Origin of the sequence: Fibrobacter sp. (assembly GCF_045112255.1) — a bacterium.
Taxonomy (GTDB): domain Bacteria; phylum Fibrobacterota; class Fibrobacteria; order Fibrobacterales; family Fibrobacteraceae; genus Fibrobacter.
Genome location: NZ_JBGUHR010000086.1, coordinates 89,281 through 107,053 on the forward strand (window position 1 = coordinate 89,281; position 17,773 = coordinate 107,053).

Genomic DNA, 17,773 nt, shown 5'->3' on the forward strand with positions numbered 1-17,773 from the left:
CGAAAGACGAGAAAGCGCTCCGAAAATTCGGAGCGCTTTTTTCATATGAAAAACAAGACTTTACAGAGTCCTTCCGCGGTAAGCGTCAGGATGACGTTTTTACGGTCTAAAAGTTTTTAGGGCGGCGATTGTTCTTGAAATGAGGTCGTTTAATTCCCATCCGAGGAGGTTCGCGCCGCGTTCAATCACTTCGCGGGAGCAGCCCGCTGCAAATTTCGGGGCCTTGTACTTTTTCAAGACCGATTTCAGTTCCAAATCCTGCACACTCTTGGACGGACGCATCAAAACTACAGCACCAATCAAGCCCGTAAGTTCATCAACAGCATAAAGCACTTTTTCCATTTCATGTTCCGGCTTGACATCCACCGTGATAGACCAGCCGTGGCTCGTTGTCGCATGAATCAGCTCTTCCGAAAGGCCCGCCTCTTGCATCAATTCACGTTCCTTGATGCAATGCTGTTCCGGCCACAATTCAAAATCAAGATCATGCAAGAGACCGACGATTCCCCAGAATTCTTCGTCTTCGCCGTAACCGAGTTCACGAGCAAAGTAACGCATCGTATTTTCTACGATTTCGCCATGTTCAAGGTGGAACGGATCCTTGTTGTACTTTTTAAGGAGTTCAAGCGCTCCTTCACGTGTAATATTTGCTGATAATGCCATGGCACGAAATATAAGAATTTTATGAGGACGATTGACAGCATTCGCCCACGAATTTTTGCGAGTCACTACGCAATATGTGGCGAGTTATAAATTTTTCTAATCACTGACAATTGCTTATTTCGATAGACGAGAAATCACTGGATTCCTCACTACGTTCGGAATGACGCGCAAGGTTAGACAGCACGAACGCTTGCATTCGTATTGGATAACCGCAGCATTCAAGCCCCGTTAGGGGAATGACGTACAAGGCTATAGTCCGCGCACATTTTACTACTAATAAATTAATTCTATTATACACGATATTAATTAAGTATTGGACAAGGTAATAGTTGCGTTCTATATTTTCGCCGTACAAATAGAATTATTCAAGAGCAATTATTTTGCTAGAGGAGTTTTTAAAATGACAAAGATTATATCGAAAAAGAAAATTGAATCCGCAAAGAATATCGCAAACGTTACCGATCCGAGCACATGGAATTTTGCAACAAAGTGTTTACAGGCTGGTTGGAAGCCCAAGATTGGCGAGCCTCGCGTGCTCCCGATTTTTCAATCCACAACGTACAAGTACGAAGACGTTGACGAAGTGGAGCGACTTTTCGCACTCAAGCAATCGGGCAATAAATACACCCGCACTGGGAACCCGACCGTTGCGGCATTTGAAAGCAAGATTACAGAACTTGAAGGCGGCGTGGGTGCAGTCGCAACAGCATCAGGCCAAGCCGCAGTCTTCCTCGCAATTTCGAACCTCGTGAAAGCAGGCGACCACATCGTTGCCAGCAAAACCATTTACGGAGGCACCTACACGTTGCTCAGCGTGAGACTTGCCAAGCTCGGCATTGAAACGACGTTCATCGACCCGGAAGACTCCATCGCAGAACTCCGCAAAGCATTCCGTCCGAACACCAAGCTCATTTTCGGCGAAACGATTGGCAACCCCGCCTTGGGCATTTTGGACTTTGAAAAGTTCTCCAAGCTCGCCAAGGAATTTGACGTTCCATTCCTCGTCGATAACACGCTTGCCACGCCATTCCTCGTGAAGCCTTTGAAACTCGGCGCAAACGTCGTCATCCACTCTGCCACAAAGTACATCGATGGTCACGCGGTTGCGCTCGGCGGTGTCGTCATTGATGGTGGTAATTACAACTGGGAAAACGGAAAGTTCCCGGACCTTGTGGAACCGGACGCACAATACGCAAACACTTCCTATACTCAAAAATTTGGACGTGCCGCATTCATCGCAAAGGCTCGCGCACAATTTTTGCGCGATTTCGGTGCCGCATTAAGCCCGTTCAACGCATTCCTTTTGAATTTGGGACTTGAAACGCTCCATTTGCGAATGCCTCAGCACAGCAACAACGCTCTCGCATTGGCTGAATTTTTGTCCAAACACCCGGCCGTGAATTGGGTCAGCTATCCGGGACTCAAATCTAGCCCGTACTTCAAGCGAATCCGCAAATACTTTGATTATCAGGGCGGTAGCGGCGTACTCACATTCGGGCTCAAGGGCGGCAGAGCAGCCATCCGTTCGTTTGTCAAAGCACTGAAAGTCGCCGCCTTGGTCGTTCACGTTGGCGATGCCCGCACAAGCGTTTTACACCCAGCCACAAGCACGCACTCGCAGCTTTCCCCGAAGGATAGACTCGCCGCAGGCATCCCCGAAGATATGATTCGCGTATCCGTCGGCATTGAAGACCCACGCGACATCATCGCTGATTTTGAACAAGCTATTGCAGCAAGCACCAAAGGTGGTAAGTAATGAGTATCGTTGTAGATGTCAATAAATACCTTGCATTAAATGGTGCGACAAAGCGCATCAAAGATTACCTCTCTATTGAAGTTGCCGATCACGCCTACCTGCCGAAAACAGAAGACATTAAAAGCGACTGGGTCGCCTACATTGCAGCCCCCGCATTCAAGCTGATTCGCGAAAAATTGGGTCACGACATTGATTCATTCGTTTCCATCGGCACAGGCTCCGGCATTGACGTGTTGACCGGCATTGAGCTTTTGGGAGCAAAGCGCGTAGGCTTCACGGATTTGCAAAGAAGCGTTGTCGCCGCCGCTGCACAGAACGTCAGGAACAACTTAAAAAGCAACAACATCGAATTTGAATTTGGCGATGGCGATCTTTTGCAACCCCTCAAAAACGGCAAAAGAAATTACGATGTGATTTACGAAAACCTCCCCAACGTGCCGCTTGCAAACAACACAAAGATTGAAGACAAACGCAATAGCGGTCATTACCTGGAAAAGCGCGAAGAAGAAATCCCCGAATTTGTACACGAGCAAATGCTTGACTTGCACTACCTCGCGCTCAAGCAAGCTCGCGATTACTTGGCAGAAAACGGGGCCGTCTATTCAACGCTCGGCGGGCGCGTTCCGCTCAGTGCATTCATCAAGCTCGGAGAATTGGCTGGGCTCCATTCCGAAATTTTCACCTATTCCTGGAAAGTCCAAGCCGAGCCTGAAGATGTGATTTCGGGATACGCCGCACAAGAAAAAGCAGGACTCGGGCCGTTCAGATTCTACCGCGCTGAAGATTTGCAAAAAGCATTCGCAAACGTATCCGTCAAGGATTCGGGAAATCGTGCGCTTGAAATTGAAAAATCACTAGACTCCGTAAAACTCACAGCAACCGCCGCATACGAAGCATTCAAAAAAGGCGAAGTCATCGGCCATACCGTCGCCGTGTTAAAATCAAGTTTAAAGTAGAGGTTCCATGAAAAACGTTATAAACAATCTAATCAAAGAATCTCAAAAGTTCCTTTTCAAGAGAGCCAAAATAGACGATAAAATCGGGCTTGAAGCCGCCAATTTCGCAGTCCGAGACATTCCCAAGCCAATCGGCAAATTTGAAAAAAGCGACTCGCCGTTAATCCGCTACATCGGAGAAGCCATCAAGCACGGGAATCCCGAAACCGCAGATTTGCTAAAAGCTTTGGAGCCCGCCCTCCCCTATTTGCCGTGGAAATACAATTACGAGCCGCGCCCCGACATGCCTGATTTAGCCGATCAAATGGGATGGGGCGAAATCCTTGGCCCCGAAGCGCCCTACCATGACGAGCATTTCTGTTTCGGCTTTACGCTCCTCGGTAAAAACACCTTTTACCCCTCCCACTTGCACCCCGCCACAGAACTGTATGTCATTCTGTCCGGACATGCCATCTGGACACTAGACGGAATCTCAAAAGTACGTGGCCCTGGTGAATTTGTACTGCATCCATCCAACCACGTACACTCCATGCAAACCGAACACGAGCCCATGCTCGCACTCTACACGTGGAGCGGGAAAGATGTCAAAACGCTTTCGAAATATGTGTAAAAAAATTACACTTTTTTTAGAGCGCTAGATATCAAAATTTTCAATAACACTTTTGCAAAATTCTTTTTGTACATTGCATTACGAGATGGAGAATAAGTCAAACCCATAACAAAAAGGATACAACATGTACTCTACTCACTATATGGATCTGCTGATGCAGAATTCTCCCTGGAACCTGATTCTATTCATGGCAATTCCCGTCATTCTCGCCGAGACCATCGCCATCACAGAATTGTTCCTGCTCAAATCGCCCAATGCGCACCCAACGCTTTCCAAAGTAAATCACATCGCAGGGATACTTGCGGGAGTCGCATTCGTCGGAATCATAATCTATTTCATTCCGAACGTCATTGCACCGCTTGCATCGGCAGGAGATTTCAGAACATGGATTGACGTCGTCGCCATATTCTCTTACATCCTTGCGGGCATCCCGATGATATTGCTCGCCCTTTTGAACTTGAAGATTTTATTCCGCAAAGCGGATGCTCCGAAAAAAACGACATACGCCATTCTCTTGCTGGCCGCATTCCTCATTCTTTCGCACATCGCGATGATTTTCGGAATGGTGGACCCAGGAATCGCAGGCTACAAAACCAAATCAAAATCGATTTCGGAAGTTCAAGCCCCCGCACACCACATGGAATCGATGCACGAAGGACACCACCATCATTAAGCATTCGGTTTCGTGAATAGCACCCCTACAAACCATAGTTTTTTTGTATTAGCCAAGTAGAAACTTGGCTTTTATATTTGTCACCAAAATTCAACAAGATCAATGACGGTAGTTTAGGAATGGCAATTACAGATTATTTGGCAAATGGTTGGGACGAAAGCAAGGTCCTCTCGCGTGAAGAATGTTTGCAGATTTTAAATTTTCCCGACGAAAAATTGCATTTGCTGATTGATGCTGCGTTCAAGTTGCGCACGAAATACAAAGGAAATCGCGTCAACATTCAGCTTTTGACGAATGTCCGTAGCGGCAATTGCACACAGAATTGTGCCTATTGCGCCCAATCTCGTGATTCTGAAGCCCCCATTGAAAAATACAAAAGCGTTTCGGACGAAAAGCTTTACGGTGACAACAATCTCGTTGATGAATTTCAACTGTCTAGGCATTGCATCGGACTTTCGGGCATGGGCTTTACGGACAAAGAAATTGAAGAACTCGCCGAGCGCATCGCCCACATGAAAAAATCGGGTACGCACATTTGCTGTTCCATCGGATTCCTAACGGAACACCAAGCCCGCATTTTAAAAGCAGCCGGCCTTGACCGCATCAATCACAACCTCAACACAAGCCGTCGCTTTTACCCCGAAATTTGCAGCACCCATACATACGAGCGTCGCATCCAAAACATCCGCATGTTGCAGAACATCGGTTTTGAAATTTGCTGTGGCGGCATCATTGGCATGGGAGAAACAAAAGAAGACGTGGTCGACATGCTTTTCGACTTGGTCGCCATCAATCCAGAATCCGTTCCCATAAACTTTTTGTTGCCGGTCAAAGGCACACGCCTCGCGAACCGCGACATTTCCGGACTCACATTCGAATACGGCATCAAGATTCTTAGCCTTGCCCGTTTGTTGCTCCCGAAATCGGACATCCGCTGCGCCGCCGGTCGCGAAGTCTATTTCAAAGGACACGAAAAGGAATTGTTCAAAGTCGCCGATTCCATTTTCGCCTCAGGGTATCTCACCGAAGGCGGCCAAAGCCTAGAAAATACATTCCGCCAAATCGAAAATGCGGGATTCACGTGGGCTGTAGAAAGCAAAGACGAATAACAATAGAACAGGTCGCTTAGTGACATTAGAAGTAACACTTTCTTTTTTGCTTTACGCATTCGTCTCGGGAATTACCCCGGGGCCCGCGAACCTCTGTTCTCTCTCGGTAGCGATGGGGAGCGGAAAAAGCGTCGCGATAAAGCAATGGTACGGACTTTTTACTGGATACACGATCGTTTCGCTAGCATCCGTCTTTATCGTTTATTTTATCAGCAGCGCCTTTGAAAATTTCATCAAAGTATTTTCATTCGTCGGTGCAATCTACATTGCATATTTGGCAATCAGCCTTATAATTCAAGCGTTCAAGCCCCTTGAAAAAATTCGCAACAGCTGCACAACCGGCAGTTTCCGCACTGGGCTATTTGTGCAGCTCACAAACGTCAAAATCATGGTGTTCTGCCTCACGGCAATCACGACCTACATGCTCCCCTACCACCAGGATTTTCCGCATTTATTATTTCTCGGATTGTTTTTGCCGCTTACAGGCCCCATCTGCAATTTGGCATGGCTTTTCGCAGGCGTTCTTTTGCAAGGACTATTCCAAAAGCATCACAGAATTTTCTACACGCTTATGGGAGTATCGCTACTGTATTGCGCCATTGGAATTGTGAGATGAGGGAAAACACATCTTTATTTACGCAGCAAAAGTCTTAATGTTTTTACTTATACAAGTCCAAGAATTTGTGACCATTGAAATGAATTAAATGCTCAGGATTTTCTGCAATCCAAACTTCTGTTTCCCAAGCAATTTTTTCACAATCTTTACGGAATGTTTTTTTATCAAGATAAGCAGTAAAGAAAACAACCTGCGCAATACAACCACTTTCCGTCAACAACCTTTTCAATTTCCTAATGCGAATTTCATCCATTGGGCCATGACTATGTACCGCCTCAATAAGATACAATAAGTTTTTTTGACTACAATATGCAACCACATCAGGCAATTCTTTATGTTTAATTTCAAAAAAATGGATTTTCTCCAACTTTTCTTTTTCAACATGAAGATATTTATCCGGTGAATCGCCAACATATAAAACTTCGGCACCAAATCCAAATAAAGGCAAGAACTGTTCTATAATAGCTTTCTGTAATTCATTATGTTCACCAGGAAAAAGATATAGCAGCTTACCATTTGGTAATTTGACTGGAATTTTTTCAAGATTACGTTTATGAGCAAGTTCCTCTTTTAAAGATTTATTTTCATGTTGATATTTTAATAAAGCTTCACCCCAATCTTTTTTACCATAATGAGAAACTAATTCTACAAAAAGACGACTCAGAACGTACCCTCGGCTCGGATCATTTGGATTTTGTTTACAAAAAGACGAAGTATTCAAGACAACATTTGCTTCCGTCAAAAGCGACAAATCCTTTCGACGAATATCATCGTAAGAACCAGGAGAAATATTCTCTCCAAAATACTCATTTTCGAATTTTATTATATCACGGGTTTTTAGTGCTTTTTCTTTCGGCAAGCAACAAATTTCACTTAATTCATTTCTGACATTTCCTACAGCAAGGCAAGCTCCAACCATTTTTTCTTTTGCTCTATCAGTCAAATTTTCAACTGGAATACCAATGCAGTCCAAAATGACAAGCATATCTTGGTAGAGACTTTGCAATTTGGGAGATTTATTTCCAGTAAACTTTTTAATCATGTTCCCACCTTAGCAAACAAATCATAAGAATAACATTCAGCTTCATTAATCAACTGTATTTCCGACAAAGATTTACACGGTTTATAGTAAGTCTCTTTTATCGCCAAAGCAATATGATGAGCCAACATAGGAGGTACAGCATTTCCTATTTGATAAAATTGTCTACTCTCATTGCCCGCAAAATCAAACCAATCTGGGAACGACTGTAATCTTGCAGCTTCACGAACAGAAATACGTTTGCGACGTCCATCTTTCAATTTTACGCGAAGCATATCGCTTGTGGCCCCAGCCAAATTACGACAAGTAACGGTTCTTGACGGCAACTCAGGATGCAAATCACGAGGACGAACACAATGCGATTTTTTTTCGTACGCAGCAATATATTCATCTTGCCGAGGAGTCAAGATCATCTTTTCATCAGTCACCGTTTCCATAATGTCTCCAAGAGCATCTCCAACAGTTACTGTTTTTTGTAATTCCTTCGGAAAAACAAACTGAGATTTGTGTCCAACAACAATAAGCCTTTCGCGATTCTGAGGAACACCAAATCTAGACGCATTCATCACTCTATACGAAATAATATATCCAAGATTTCTTAGTTCAGTCAGAATCATTTCCAAATAATCTTTATGCGAAAAAGCGAGATTTCGTACATTTTCGAACATAAAAACTTTTGGATTTATCCGTTTCACAGCATCAATGAATATTGGGAATCCATCTCGAACATCTTTCATCCCCAATTGATTTCCAAAAACACTAAAGGGTTGACACGGAGGACCACCTATCACAATATCTATTTTTTTATTTTGTGGATAATCAAATCCTGGAGAAAGCTTTTCACAGAAGCAGCGTCCTTTTAGATTCATGTTATATGTTTCAGCAGCCTCTGCAATCATTTCATAACCAATAGTTTCAAACCCAGCTGATTCAAAACCAAGAGAAAGACCACCACATCCAGCAAACAAATCCAAAACTACAGGTTTTTCTGTAATCTTGATTGCTAAAGTTTTATCTATATGTCGAGAATATGGAGTCATAGAATTTCATCCTTTTCTCTTTAAAATTTAGATTTTTTAGAATGGCATAAAATGACATGCTAAGAAAAATCATGAAAAAAAGGGCGCGTTGGGCGGGGCAAGCCAGGCGTTGCGGGGCGGCGTCTGAGCCCCGCAGAGGAGGTGGAGAGCAACGAAGTGCGAACCAGGGGGATTCTCCCCCCCTCCTTATTATAAAATAAATTCATATAAAATAGGCGCCCCCGTCCCCATTCGCGGATCATGACCACATAAGTACTAAAGTACAAGTGGTCAAAGAGAACAAGTCCGGGGTGACACTGCAAAAATATTACTATCATTCTCAGTAAGAAGGAATTTCACTATGAATCTGCATTTTTTCAAGACAGTTTTTGCGGGGGCGCTGGTGGCGGGCGCGGGTTGTTTTTTCGGTTGCTCTTCGGAGAAGGCTCCCGAGGTTGAGAACAACACGCTTGTCAATGTGTCTTACGATCCGACGCGTGAGTTCTATTCCAATTACAATCATATTTTCATGAAGCATTGGAAAGAGGTCAGCGGCAAAGATGTGAAGATTACGCAGTTTCATGGCGGTTCGGGCAAGCAGGCGCTTGAGGTGGTGAACGGGCTTGAAGCGGATGTGGTCACGCTCGCGCTGGAATACGACGTGAACATTATCCGTGATGCGGGGCTTATCGAAAACGGCTGGGTCAAGGAATTTCCGCACAACAGCGCACCTTACACTTCAACGATTGTGTTTCTCGTGCGCAAGGGGAATCCCAAGAAAATCAAGGATTGGAATGATCTCGTAAAAGACGGCATCGGCATCATCACGCCGGATCCGAAGACTTCGGGCGGTGCGCGCTGGAATTATCTCGCGGCTTGGGCTTACGCCGAAAAACAGTTCAACGGCGATGAAGAACAAGTCAAGAACTTCATGAAGAAGCTTTACAAGAACGTTCTCGACCTCGCTTCGGGCGCTCGCGGTTCTACGAATACGTTCATTGAAGAACGCAAGGGTGACGTGTTGCTTTCTTGGGAAAACGAGGCTTACCTTTCGCTCAAGGATTACCCCAAGGAATACGAAATCGTGATGCCGAGTGTGAGCGTTTTGGCAGAGCCTTCTGTCGCGATTGTAGATAAGATTGTAGACAAACGCAACACGCGCAAACTTGCGACGGAATACCTGAATTATCTATACTCTGACGAAGCGCAGCATGTTGCGGCAAAGCATCATTACCGTCCGACAAACAAGGCGATTCTTGACGAGTACAAAGAATTTGACCAGAATGTCAATCTGATTACGATTGAACACTTTGGCGGTTGGGACAAGGCGCAAGCCAAGCACTTTGCCGATGGAGCCATTTTTGACCAGATTCGCTAAATAAAGTAGGTCAAGTCCGATTTTTCGGTGGAGCCAAGCATTGTCGCGACCCCTCCGAGTTCTACGCCGTCAATCAGTTCTTCGGGAGCGATTCCCATCAGTTCCATCGACATTTGGCAAGCGACAAACTTTACGCCTTTTTGCCTTGCGCTTTCAATCAGTTCTTCGAGTGAAGAGACTCCGTTCTGTTTCATCACCGCACGAATCATCTTTGCGCCAAGACCGCCAAAATTCATGCGAGAAAGTCCAAGCTTTTTGGAACCGCGCGGGAGCATCAAACTGAACATTTTACCGATGAACGATTTTTTGACGCGAACCTTTTCAGGTCTACGCAAAAGGCTTACGCCCCAGAACGTAAAGAACATTGTCACCGGGCGGCCCATTGCGGCAGCGCCATTCGCCATGATGAACGAAGCAATAGCCTTATCTAAATCACCACTGAAAACGACAAAAGTCTTGGCGTGTTCAAATTCACTTTTTTCAGCGACGGGTGCGTTTTGCTTGACGATGGTTGCATAAATAACACCATCTTTTTCATTGAGCGATTTCAATTCATTTCCGGTACGTTCGCACCATGTTTTGACATCGAGAGCAAAAGCTTTTTCTGTCGCTTCAACTTGGATTTCATCGCCGACAAGGGCATCACGCACCACCTCGTCTACTTTCACAATCGGCCCCGGGCAGCAAAGATTTTTTGCATCTACAAAATGAGCCTTAGGAACCGCGTCAAGCCCGCCATCAACATTATACACGTCAAATTCACGATCGGCAAGAATTTCGGCAACCTGTTCGGAACGATCTCCCGTTGTGCAGAATACGTAAACAGGTTTATCTTTCGGGATAGAATCAATTTTCTTTGAAAGTTCAAAAAACGGAATCTGGATAGCGCCATTCACAGGCCGCACAAGGACTTCGCCTGGTTCGCGAACATCGAGCAGCGTCGAGTTTTTCAAATCAATCTTGTAAAAATCTTTCGCAGAAAAATTCTTCACTTCGGACATGGATAAGCCTTTTCGTTTCTATTTTCAAACGCAATTATAGAATTGATTAATAGTAATGTCCAATATAATTTTTTAATCACCAGTTATCGAGTTTTTCGATAATAAAAAATTAGGCTGCGCCGCATAATTACTAATAAATTAATATTATCGTAAGCGATATTAATTTAGTATTGGACACGAGAGCATCCCCGTTCTATATTTGAGAGCAAAAAAAATGGGAGACATTCTATGGCAGCAGATTATTCTACACTCAAGAAAGGCGGATTCATGCGCCAGAAGCAGAAAAATAATTTTTCGCTTCGCTTGCGCGTAGTCGGCGGAAACCTTACTGCAACGCAGCTTGCAAAAATCGCGGAAGTCGCTGACAAATACGGCGACGGCCACGTGCATTTGACCTCAAGACAGAGCGTCGAAATTCCGTTTATCAAGTTGGATCAAGTTGATGACGTAAAAAATGCGCTCGCCGAAGGCGGCGTAGAACCGGGCGTTTGCGGCGCTCGCGTGAGAACGGTAACTGCATGCCAGGGCGAAGCCATTTGCCCAAGCGGTTGCATTGACACCTACGCCATTGCAAAAGAACTGGACGACCGCTATTTCGCCCGGGAACTTCCGCACAAGTTCAAATTCGGCGTGACGGGTTGTCAAAACAACTGTCTCAAAGCCGAAGAAAATGACGTCGGCATCAAGGGCGCCATTAAGGTGGATTGGTTGCAAGACAAGTGTATCGGTTGTGGGCTCTGTGCAAAAGTTTGCCGCAGAAGCGCAATCAAAATCGAAAACAAGAAAGTCATTTTTGACAAAGAAAAATGCAACTACTGCGGTCGTTGTTACAAGTCCTGCCCCACTGATGCATGGAGCGATACACACGGATACATCGTATCGTTTGGCGGACTTTTCGGCAACAGCATCAACAAGGGCGAAACCATTATTCCGTTCATCGAAGACAAGCAAAAGCTTTTGGATATTTGCGATGCCGCCATCCAGTTCTTTGCGGACAACGCCAAGAGCGGCGAACGTTTCAAGTACACGATTGACCGTATCGGTCACGATGTTTTCGCAGAAAAAATACGAGAAGTTTATAACAAGTAATGAATATTGAAAAAATAAAAACAGACTTGCTGATTATCGGTGGCGGGACGGCAGGGTGTTACGCAGCCATTACAGCTGCACAAAAATTAGGCAAATCGAAGGACTTGAAAATTTTCATCGTCGAAAAGGCGAACATCAAGCGAAGCGGTTGCCTTGCAGCCGGCGTAAATGCACTGAACGCATACATCACCGAGGGTCGTACGCCAAAGGATTACGTGGAATACGCGAAGAAAGACGCCGATGGAATCGTGCGTGAAGATCTTCTGTATTCCATTTCCGAAAAATTCAATGAAGTCACGGCGCATTTGGAAAAACTTGGGCTTGTCATCTTGAAGGACAAGGACGGGAAATACGTCACGCGTGGGAATCGCAATATCAAGATTAACGGTGAAAACATCAAGCCGATTCTTGCCGCAGCGGTTTCAAAATTGCCCAATGTACAAGTGTTGAATCATGTGAACATCATTGATTTTTCCGTACACAACAACAGAATTGACGGAGCGTTCGGATTCGGCATTGAAAATGGAACGTTTTACGCCATTGAAGCAAAAGCGGTCATCATCGCAACCGGTGGCGCGGCAGGTCTTTACCTTCCGAACAATCCTGGATTTTCAAGGCATAAAATGTGGTACCCCCCGTTCAATACGGGTGCGGGCTACGCAATGGGAATCCGCCACGGCGCCGAAATGACAACATTCGAAATGCGATTCATTGCGCTCCGTTGCAAAGATACGATTGCCCCGACAGGAACGCTCGCGCAAGGCGTTGGCGCAAAGCAAGTGAATTCGCTTGGCGAAGTTTACGAAACGAAATACGGAATTTCAACATTCGAACGCGTTTACGGAACAGTCGCCGAAAATTTAGCGGGTCGCGGACCTTGCTATTTAAGGACTGTAGGAATTTCAGCCGAGCAAGAAGAATCGCTTTTGAAAGCGTACCTGAACATGGCTCCATCGCAAACGATTCGCTGGCTCGAAAACGAAACACCCTCCAAAGCGAATGTCGAAATTGAAGGAACGGAGCCCTACATTGTAGGCGGCCACACGGCAAGCGGTTACTGGGTGGATACCAAGCGAGCAACGACAATCAAGGGGCTTTATGCCGCTGGAGACGTAGCAGGCGGATGCCCGCAAAAGTATGTGACAGGCGCTCTTGCCGAAGGTGAAATTGCAGCGAAGTCGGCTGTGGAATATATCAGCGCGACCGTAGACGCAAAAGCAAACATTAAGGATGCAGAAATTGCCCGCCACGTCGCTGAAATTGAATCGTATTTATCGCAGAAAAATTCGCTGTACACGACCGAGCAACTTGAAGAAGCAATGCAAATCGCCATGAACGAACATGCAGGCGGAATCAAGACGGGCTACGGCTACAGCGAAAAGCAGCTCAATATCGCCAAAGAAAAAATCGACGAAATTGAAAGTCTTACGGATAAGCTCAGCGCTGCCGATTTGCAGGAAGTGATGTACATCTACGAACTCAAGGAACGTCTGACAGTTTGCAAGAGCGTTATAGCACACCTCAAGGCACGACACGAGACACGTTGGCACAGCTTTGCAGAAAATTTGGATTACCCCGAAAAAGACAACGCAAACTTCCGCAAATACGTGAATTCAAAGCTCGTCAACGGCAAAATCAAAATCATCTTGCGCGACCTCACCGCAGAAGGGCAAAAGAACTATGAGCATCAGCATTGATCAAAGCAAATGTATCGGCTGTAGGAGATGCCACGATGTATGCCCCGGTACGCTAATCAAGATAAATGAAAATAAAAAAGCATTTATCAAGTACCCCAAAGATTGCTGGGGTTGCACCTCGTGTATCAAGGAATGCCCTGTTCACGCCATTCAATTTTTCCTCGGCGAAGACATTGGCGGCAAGGGAAGCAAGGTACATACCGAAAAAGTAAACGGTCTAATTCGCTGGATTGTGGAATTCCCGGACGGGAGCGTCAAATCCATTGACATTGACCCCAAAGAATCAAATAAATACTAGGAGTTTCACAGTGAGCGAATTTTCACACCTCGACGAGCTGGAAGCCGAAGCCATCTACATCATCCGCGAAGTCGCCGCAGAATGCGAAAAGCCGGTGATGCTTTATTCCATTGGCAAGGACAGTTCCGTCATGTTGCATTTAGCCATCAAGGCATTCTACCCCGAAAAACCGCCTTTTCCGTTTTTGCATGTCAACACGACTTGGAAATTCCGTGAAATGATTGAATTTCGCGACAGAATTGCCAAAAAGTACGGCATTGAAATGTTGGAACACATCAACCAGGATGGCGTAAAACAGGGCATCAATCCGTTCGATCACGGCTCCGCCTATACCGACATCATGAAGACGCAAGCGTTAAAGCAGGCGCTCAACAAGTACGGTTTTACAGCTGCATTTGGCGGTGGCCGCCGCGATGAAGAAAAATCCCGCGCCAAGGAACGCATTTTCTCGTTCCGCAATTCCGCACATGCCTGGGACCCGAAAAACCAGCGCCCGGAAATGTGGAAACTGTACAACACAAAAATCAACAAGGGCGAAAGCATTCGCGTTTTCCCGATTTCGAACTGGACTGAAAAAGATATCTGGCAGTACATCAAGCGCGAAAACATCGACATCGTACCGCTTTACTTTGCTGCCCCGCGCCCAGTCGTTGTGCGTGACGGCAACATCATCATGGTGGACGACGAACGATTCCCTTTGCGTGAAGGCGAAAAGCCAGAAATCAAGTCGGTGCGTTTCCGAACGCTCGGTTGCTACCCGCTCACTGGCGGCGTAGAATCGACAGCCACAACACTTGACGAAATCATTGACGAAACTTTGAGCGCCGTATCTTCGGAAAGAACATCGCGCGTGATTGACAACGAAGCCGCCGGCAGCATGGAACGCCGCAAGAGGGAGGGCTATTTCTAATGAAAGGTTTATTGAAGTTTATTACTTGCGGTAGCGTTGACGACGGAAAATCAACCCTTATCGGTCATATTCTTTACGATTCCAAGTTGCTTTACACCGATCAGGAAAAGGCACTGGAATTGGACAGTAAAGTCGGTAGCCGCAGCGGAAAGATTGACTACTCACTTTTGCTCGACGGCCTGATGGCAGAACGCGAACAAGGCATCACCATCGACGTTGCCTATCGCTATTTCACGACGGACAACCGCAGTTTTATTGTTGCCGATACGCCGGGGCATGAAGAATACACACGCAATATGGCGGTGGGAGCATCCTTTGCCGACCTCGCCGTGATTCTCGTGGACGCCTCTCAGGGTGTTCTCGTACAGACTCGCAGACACGCACGCATTTGCAGGCTGATGGGCATTCGCCACTTTGTATTTGCCGTAAACAAGATGGATCTTGTCAATTACAGCGAAGATGTTTTCAACAAAATCAAGGTACAAATTGCAGAACTTGCACAGACTCATTCCCTGAGCAACATACAAGTCATTCCGCTTTCGGCAACAGAAGGCGACAATGTCACTGTAAAATCGAAAAATATTTCTTGGTACAAAGGCCCCGCGTTGCTCGAATACCTTGAAAATGTCGACACATCAAGCTCTGCGCAAGAAAAGGGATTTTACATGCCCGTTCAGCGCGTGAGCCGCCCCGACCGCACATTCCGTGGATTCCAAGGACAGATTGAATCGGGAACGGTTCGCGTTGGCGATGTCATCAAGTCACTTCCGAGCTACGAGAAAGCATCCGTCAAAAGCATTCTCTACACAAACAAGAATGTCGAGGAAGCCCACGCCGGCGAACCAGTCACGATTACGCTAGACCGCGAAGTTGATGTATCAAGAGGTTGCGTTCTCGCGAGAGACGCAAGCATCGGTAGCTACAAGAGAATCAAGGCTTCGCTCTTGTGGATGGATGACGAACCACTTTCGCTCGGTAAAGATTATCTCGTCAAAATCGGGACAAAGATTATTCCTGGAACACTCACGAAAATAGACTACGCCATTGACGTGAACACGGGCATACATTTGGAAGTAGAAAGTATTTCCAAGAATGGAATCGCCCTCTGTGAACTCGTTTTTGCCGAAGCCATTGTCGTTGATCTTTTTGAAAAGCACAAGACGCTCGGCGAGCTCATTCTCATTGACATCGTAACACATGCTACAGCCGCCTGCGGCGTTGTCGAAGCGCTTTACGAAAAACAATTACAATCTCAGGAAAAAGCGGCATTTGTGAAAGGCGAGCGCCATGGTCGCGGAGAAATCTTTGAAGAATTTTTCTACGATACGGCAACGCTCTCTGTCGTGAAACAGCAACCCGTAAAGCAGCACTACACCGTCGGTGATGAAATCCCCACCGCAGGCGAAAGCTACCACTACCCCGATGATTTTGACATCATCATCTTGCGTGACAGTGTCGCCGTCAAGGTGCGTAACAAGCGCATCGCAGAAATCACCACGACAGAAGAATACCGCTATGGGAATGTTCCCGTCATCAACGGACGCGGCTTTGAAATCAAGGTCCATTCCGATGAAGACGTGAAAAAGTTGCTCAAAGAATACGAGAAAGCAGGTATCGCTGGTCGCGAAGATTTTTTCCGCAAATGGGCTTCGTTCAACACGTACCGCAAAGTAGTTTTACACTAATAATCAATCTTACTTCTTCATCAACACAAAGCTCGGCTCACGCCGAGCATTTATTTTTAATAAAGTAATTTTAAATTACAAACAAATTTACGATAGTAAAAATTGATATCTCCGCATAAAAATTTAGTATTGGACAAAGTGAAAATTGCGTTCTATATTTTGCCGCACAAAAAAAAAAACAATAAACCATACAACAACAAGGAGTCTACGAATGAACCAGACAATTTCTAAGATTTTGATTTCAACAGCACTGGTATCATCCATTTGCTCTGCTGCAGAATCTGCTAAAGAAAGCACATTTAAGCTGACAGGAAATGTCCAGGCACAAGCCATTAAGTCGCTCTACGATAACGATGCAGACAACACGCTTGACAATTCTTTCCTGCGCGCAAATATTGGCGCAAAGTACGACTCTGAAAAACTCAGCGCCGTAATTAATTTGCGTATTTTCAGTCCTGCTTTCGGCAACACGATTGAAGACAAGAACTACGACAAAATTTCCGCAGATACCTACTACGCCAACTACAAGTGGGATACAGAACATGGCAAATTCAATTTGCAGTTCGGTCGATTCCGTACCGACTGGAGTGTTGGCGGAAACTTCGGTACTTATGTCGACGTAGCCCTCAACAAGCGTGGATTCCTCGCTCGCGATTACCAGCATGATGCAGTAGAATTCGGTTACGAAAACGGAATTTCGACATTCAAAGCATTGCTCGGTACTTATGATGCCAAGTTCAATACAGGTTATGTCCGCCTTGAAGAAACGCTTAAGTTTGGCGAAGCCAAAGTAAGTGCCGCTTACCGCGTGAACGCACTCGATCCGATCCAGCATACAGCTCAGTTAACGCACCGTGTTGCAGGCCGTGCAAGCTACAACTTCCAAAAGAACTTTGGCCTTTATGGTGAAGTCGCATTGATCGCTACCGGCGATGGGGAAAACCTTAAGGCATCAAACGCCATCAAGTCTGAATACGCACAGGATTCACGATACATTCCGTTCTTCGTCGGCTTGGAAATTCCCACTGGAGGTTTCTTGAGCAATCTGTACGCCGAACTGGAATACCTCTCTAACCGTGACAAATTGCAGGCAGGTGCAAACGGAATTGCATGGACGTTAAGCTTCATCAAGAAATTAAACGATTATTCCAAGATTCAAGTGAACGTCTATAGCGAAAAGAAGGCCTCTGAAGTCGCTCTTGCCGCACGATTCACGGCATCACTCAAATAAGACTTAGCATATCCCGAGCGCCCTCAGCACAGCATAACAGCTT

17 protein-coding genes are annotated in these 17,773 nt (G+C 45.8%); 13 read left to right on the top strand and 4 right to left on the bottom strand.

Annotated elements, in window-relative coordinates; genetic code table 11:
• Nucleotides 1-99 precede the first annotated feature (99 nt).
• Nucleotides 100-663, bottom strand: coding sequence for a hydrolase (locus ACJMM9_RS11685; RefSeq protein WP_405327085.1), 564 nt, complete (start codon nt 661-663; stop codon nt 100-102).
• A 400-nt stretch (nt 664-1,063) separates the two neighbouring features.
• Here ACJMM9_RS11685 and ACJMM9_RS11690 point away from each other — a divergent pair, with 400 nt between their 5' ends.
• From ACJMM9_RS11690 to ACJMM9_RS11715, 6 genes are all read left to right on the top strand, one after another.
• Nucleotides 1,064-2,419, top strand: coding sequence for an O-acetylhomoserine aminocarboxypropyltransferase/cysteine synthase family protein (locus ACJMM9_RS11690; protein WP_405327088.1), 1,356 nt, complete (start codon nt 1,064-1,066; stop codon nt 2,417-2,419).
• Complete coding sequence (locus ACJMM9_RS11695) at nt 2,419-3,375, top strand: 50S ribosomal protein L11 methyltransferase (protein WP_405327090.1); 957 nt, start codon at nt 2,419-2,421, stop codon at nt 3,373-3,375. The genes ACJMM9_RS11690 and ACJMM9_RS11695 overlap by 1 nt, the downstream gene beginning before the upstream one ends.
• Nucleotides 3,376-3,382: 7 nt before the next feature.
• The gene (locus tag ACJMM9_RS11700; RefSeq protein ID WP_405327093.1) at nt 3,383-3,985 is read left to right on the top strand and encodes a dimethylsulfonioproprionate lyase family protein; all 603 of its coding nucleotides are present in this window, start codon (nt 3,383-3,385) and stop codon (nt 3,983-3,985) included.
• A 124-nt stretch (nt 3,986-4,109) separates the two neighbouring features.
• Nucleotides 4,110-4,658, top strand: coding sequence for a DUF6803 family protein (locus tag ACJMM9_RS11705; protein WP_405327095.1), 549 nt, complete (start codon nt 4,110-4,112; stop codon nt 4,656-4,658).
• Nucleotides 4,659-4,777: 119 nt separating this feature from the next.
• Nucleotides 4,778-5,767 carry a biotin synthase BioB gene (gene bioB, locus ACJMM9_RS11710; protein ID WP_405327098.1) on the top strand — a complete coding sequence of 330 codons (990 nt, stop codon included), beginning with the start codon at nt 4,778-4,780 and terminating at the stop codon, nt 5,765-5,767.
• Nucleotides 5,768-5,786: 19 nt separating this feature from the next.
• Nucleotides 5,787-6,383 carry a LysE family transporter gene (locus ACJMM9_RS11715; protein ID WP_405327101.1) on the top strand — a complete coding sequence of 199 codons (597 nt, stop codon included), beginning with the start codon at nt 5,787-5,789 and terminating at the stop codon, nt 6,381-6,383.
• 43 nt (nt 6,384-6,426) lie between these two features.
• Here ACJMM9_RS11715 and ACJMM9_RS11720 read toward each other — a convergent pair whose 3' ends face one another.
• Nucleotides 6,427-7,425: a BsuBI/PstI family type II restriction endonuclease gene (locus ACJMM9_RS11720; protein ID WP_405327104.1), complete on the bottom strand. Its 999-nt coding sequence runs from the start codon at nt 7,423-7,425 to the stop codon at nt 6,427-6,429.
• Nucleotides 7,422-8,462, bottom strand: a complete 1,041-nt coding sequence (locus ACJMM9_RS11725) for a DNA cytosine methyltransferase (protein ID WP_405327106.1) — start codon at nt 8,460-8,462, stop codon at nt 7,422-7,424. The genes ACJMM9_RS11720 and ACJMM9_RS11725 overlap by 4 nt, the downstream gene beginning before the upstream one ends.
• A gap of 340 nt (nt 8,463-8,802) precedes the next feature.
• Here ACJMM9_RS11725 and ACJMM9_RS11730 point away from each other — a divergent pair, with 340 nt between their 5' ends.
• Nucleotides 8,803-9,819, top strand: coding sequence for a sulfate ABC transporter substrate-binding protein (locus tag ACJMM9_RS11730; protein ID WP_405327109.1), 1,017 nt, complete (start codon nt 8,803-8,805; stop codon nt 9,817-9,819).
• Here the strand turns inward: ACJMM9_RS11730 and ACJMM9_RS11735 are convergent.
• Nucleotides 9,816-10,820: a DsrE/DsrF/DrsH-like family protein gene (locus ACJMM9_RS11735; protein WP_405327112.1), complete on the bottom strand. Its 1,005-nt coding sequence runs from the start codon at nt 10,818-10,820 to the stop codon at nt 9,816-9,818. The two genes, ACJMM9_RS11730 and ACJMM9_RS11735, sit on opposite strands and share 4 nt — an antisense overlap.
• Before the next feature lie 228 nt (nt 10,821-11,048).
• On the opposite strand from ACJMM9_RS11735, the gene ACJMM9_RS11740 reads away from it, so the two are divergent.
• The 6 genes from ACJMM9_RS11740 (at nt 11,049) to ACJMM9_RS11765 (ending at nt 17,730) form a co-directional block, all read left to right on the top strand.
• Nucleotides 11,049-11,909: a 4Fe-4S binding protein gene (locus ACJMM9_RS11740; RefSeq protein ID WP_405327114.1), complete on the top strand. Its 861-nt coding sequence runs from the start codon at nt 11,049-11,051 to the stop codon at nt 11,907-11,909.
• The gene (locus ACJMM9_RS11745) at nt 11,909-13,606 is read left to right on the top strand and encodes an adenylyl-sulfate reductase subunit alpha (protein WP_405327117.1); all 1,698 of its coding nucleotides are present in this window, start codon (nt 11,909-11,911) and stop codon (nt 13,604-13,606) included. The genes ACJMM9_RS11740 and ACJMM9_RS11745 overlap by 1 nt, the downstream gene beginning before the upstream one ends.
• Nucleotides 13,590-13,904, top strand: coding sequence for a ferredoxin family protein (locus ACJMM9_RS11750; protein ID WP_405327120.1), 315 nt, complete (start codon nt 13,590-13,592; stop codon nt 13,902-13,904). The genes ACJMM9_RS11745 and ACJMM9_RS11750 overlap by 17 nt, the downstream gene beginning before the upstream one ends.
• A 10-nt stretch (nt 13,905-13,914) precedes the next feature.
• The gene (gene cysD / locus ACJMM9_RS11755; RefSeq protein WP_405327123.1) at nt 13,915-14,814 is read left to right on the top strand and encodes a sulfate adenylyltransferase subunit CysD; all 900 of its coding nucleotides are present in this window, start codon (nt 13,915-13,917) and stop codon (nt 14,812-14,814) included.
• Nucleotides 14,814-16,499 carry a sulfate adenylyltransferase subunit 1 gene (locus ACJMM9_RS11760; RefSeq protein ID WP_405327126.1) on the top strand — a complete coding sequence of 562 codons (1,686 nt, stop codon included), beginning with the start codon at nt 14,814-14,816 and terminating at the stop codon, nt 16,497-16,499. Before cysD ends, ACJMM9_RS11760 begins: the two co-directional genes overlap by 1 nt.
• Nucleotides 16,500-16,710: 211 nt before the next feature.
• Entirely contained in the window at nt 16,711-17,730 is a 1,020-nt protein-coding gene (locus ACJMM9_RS11765; protein ID WP_405327129.1) for a hypothetical protein, read from the top strand.
• The last annotated feature ends 43 nt before the right edge of the window (nt 17,731-17,773 follow it).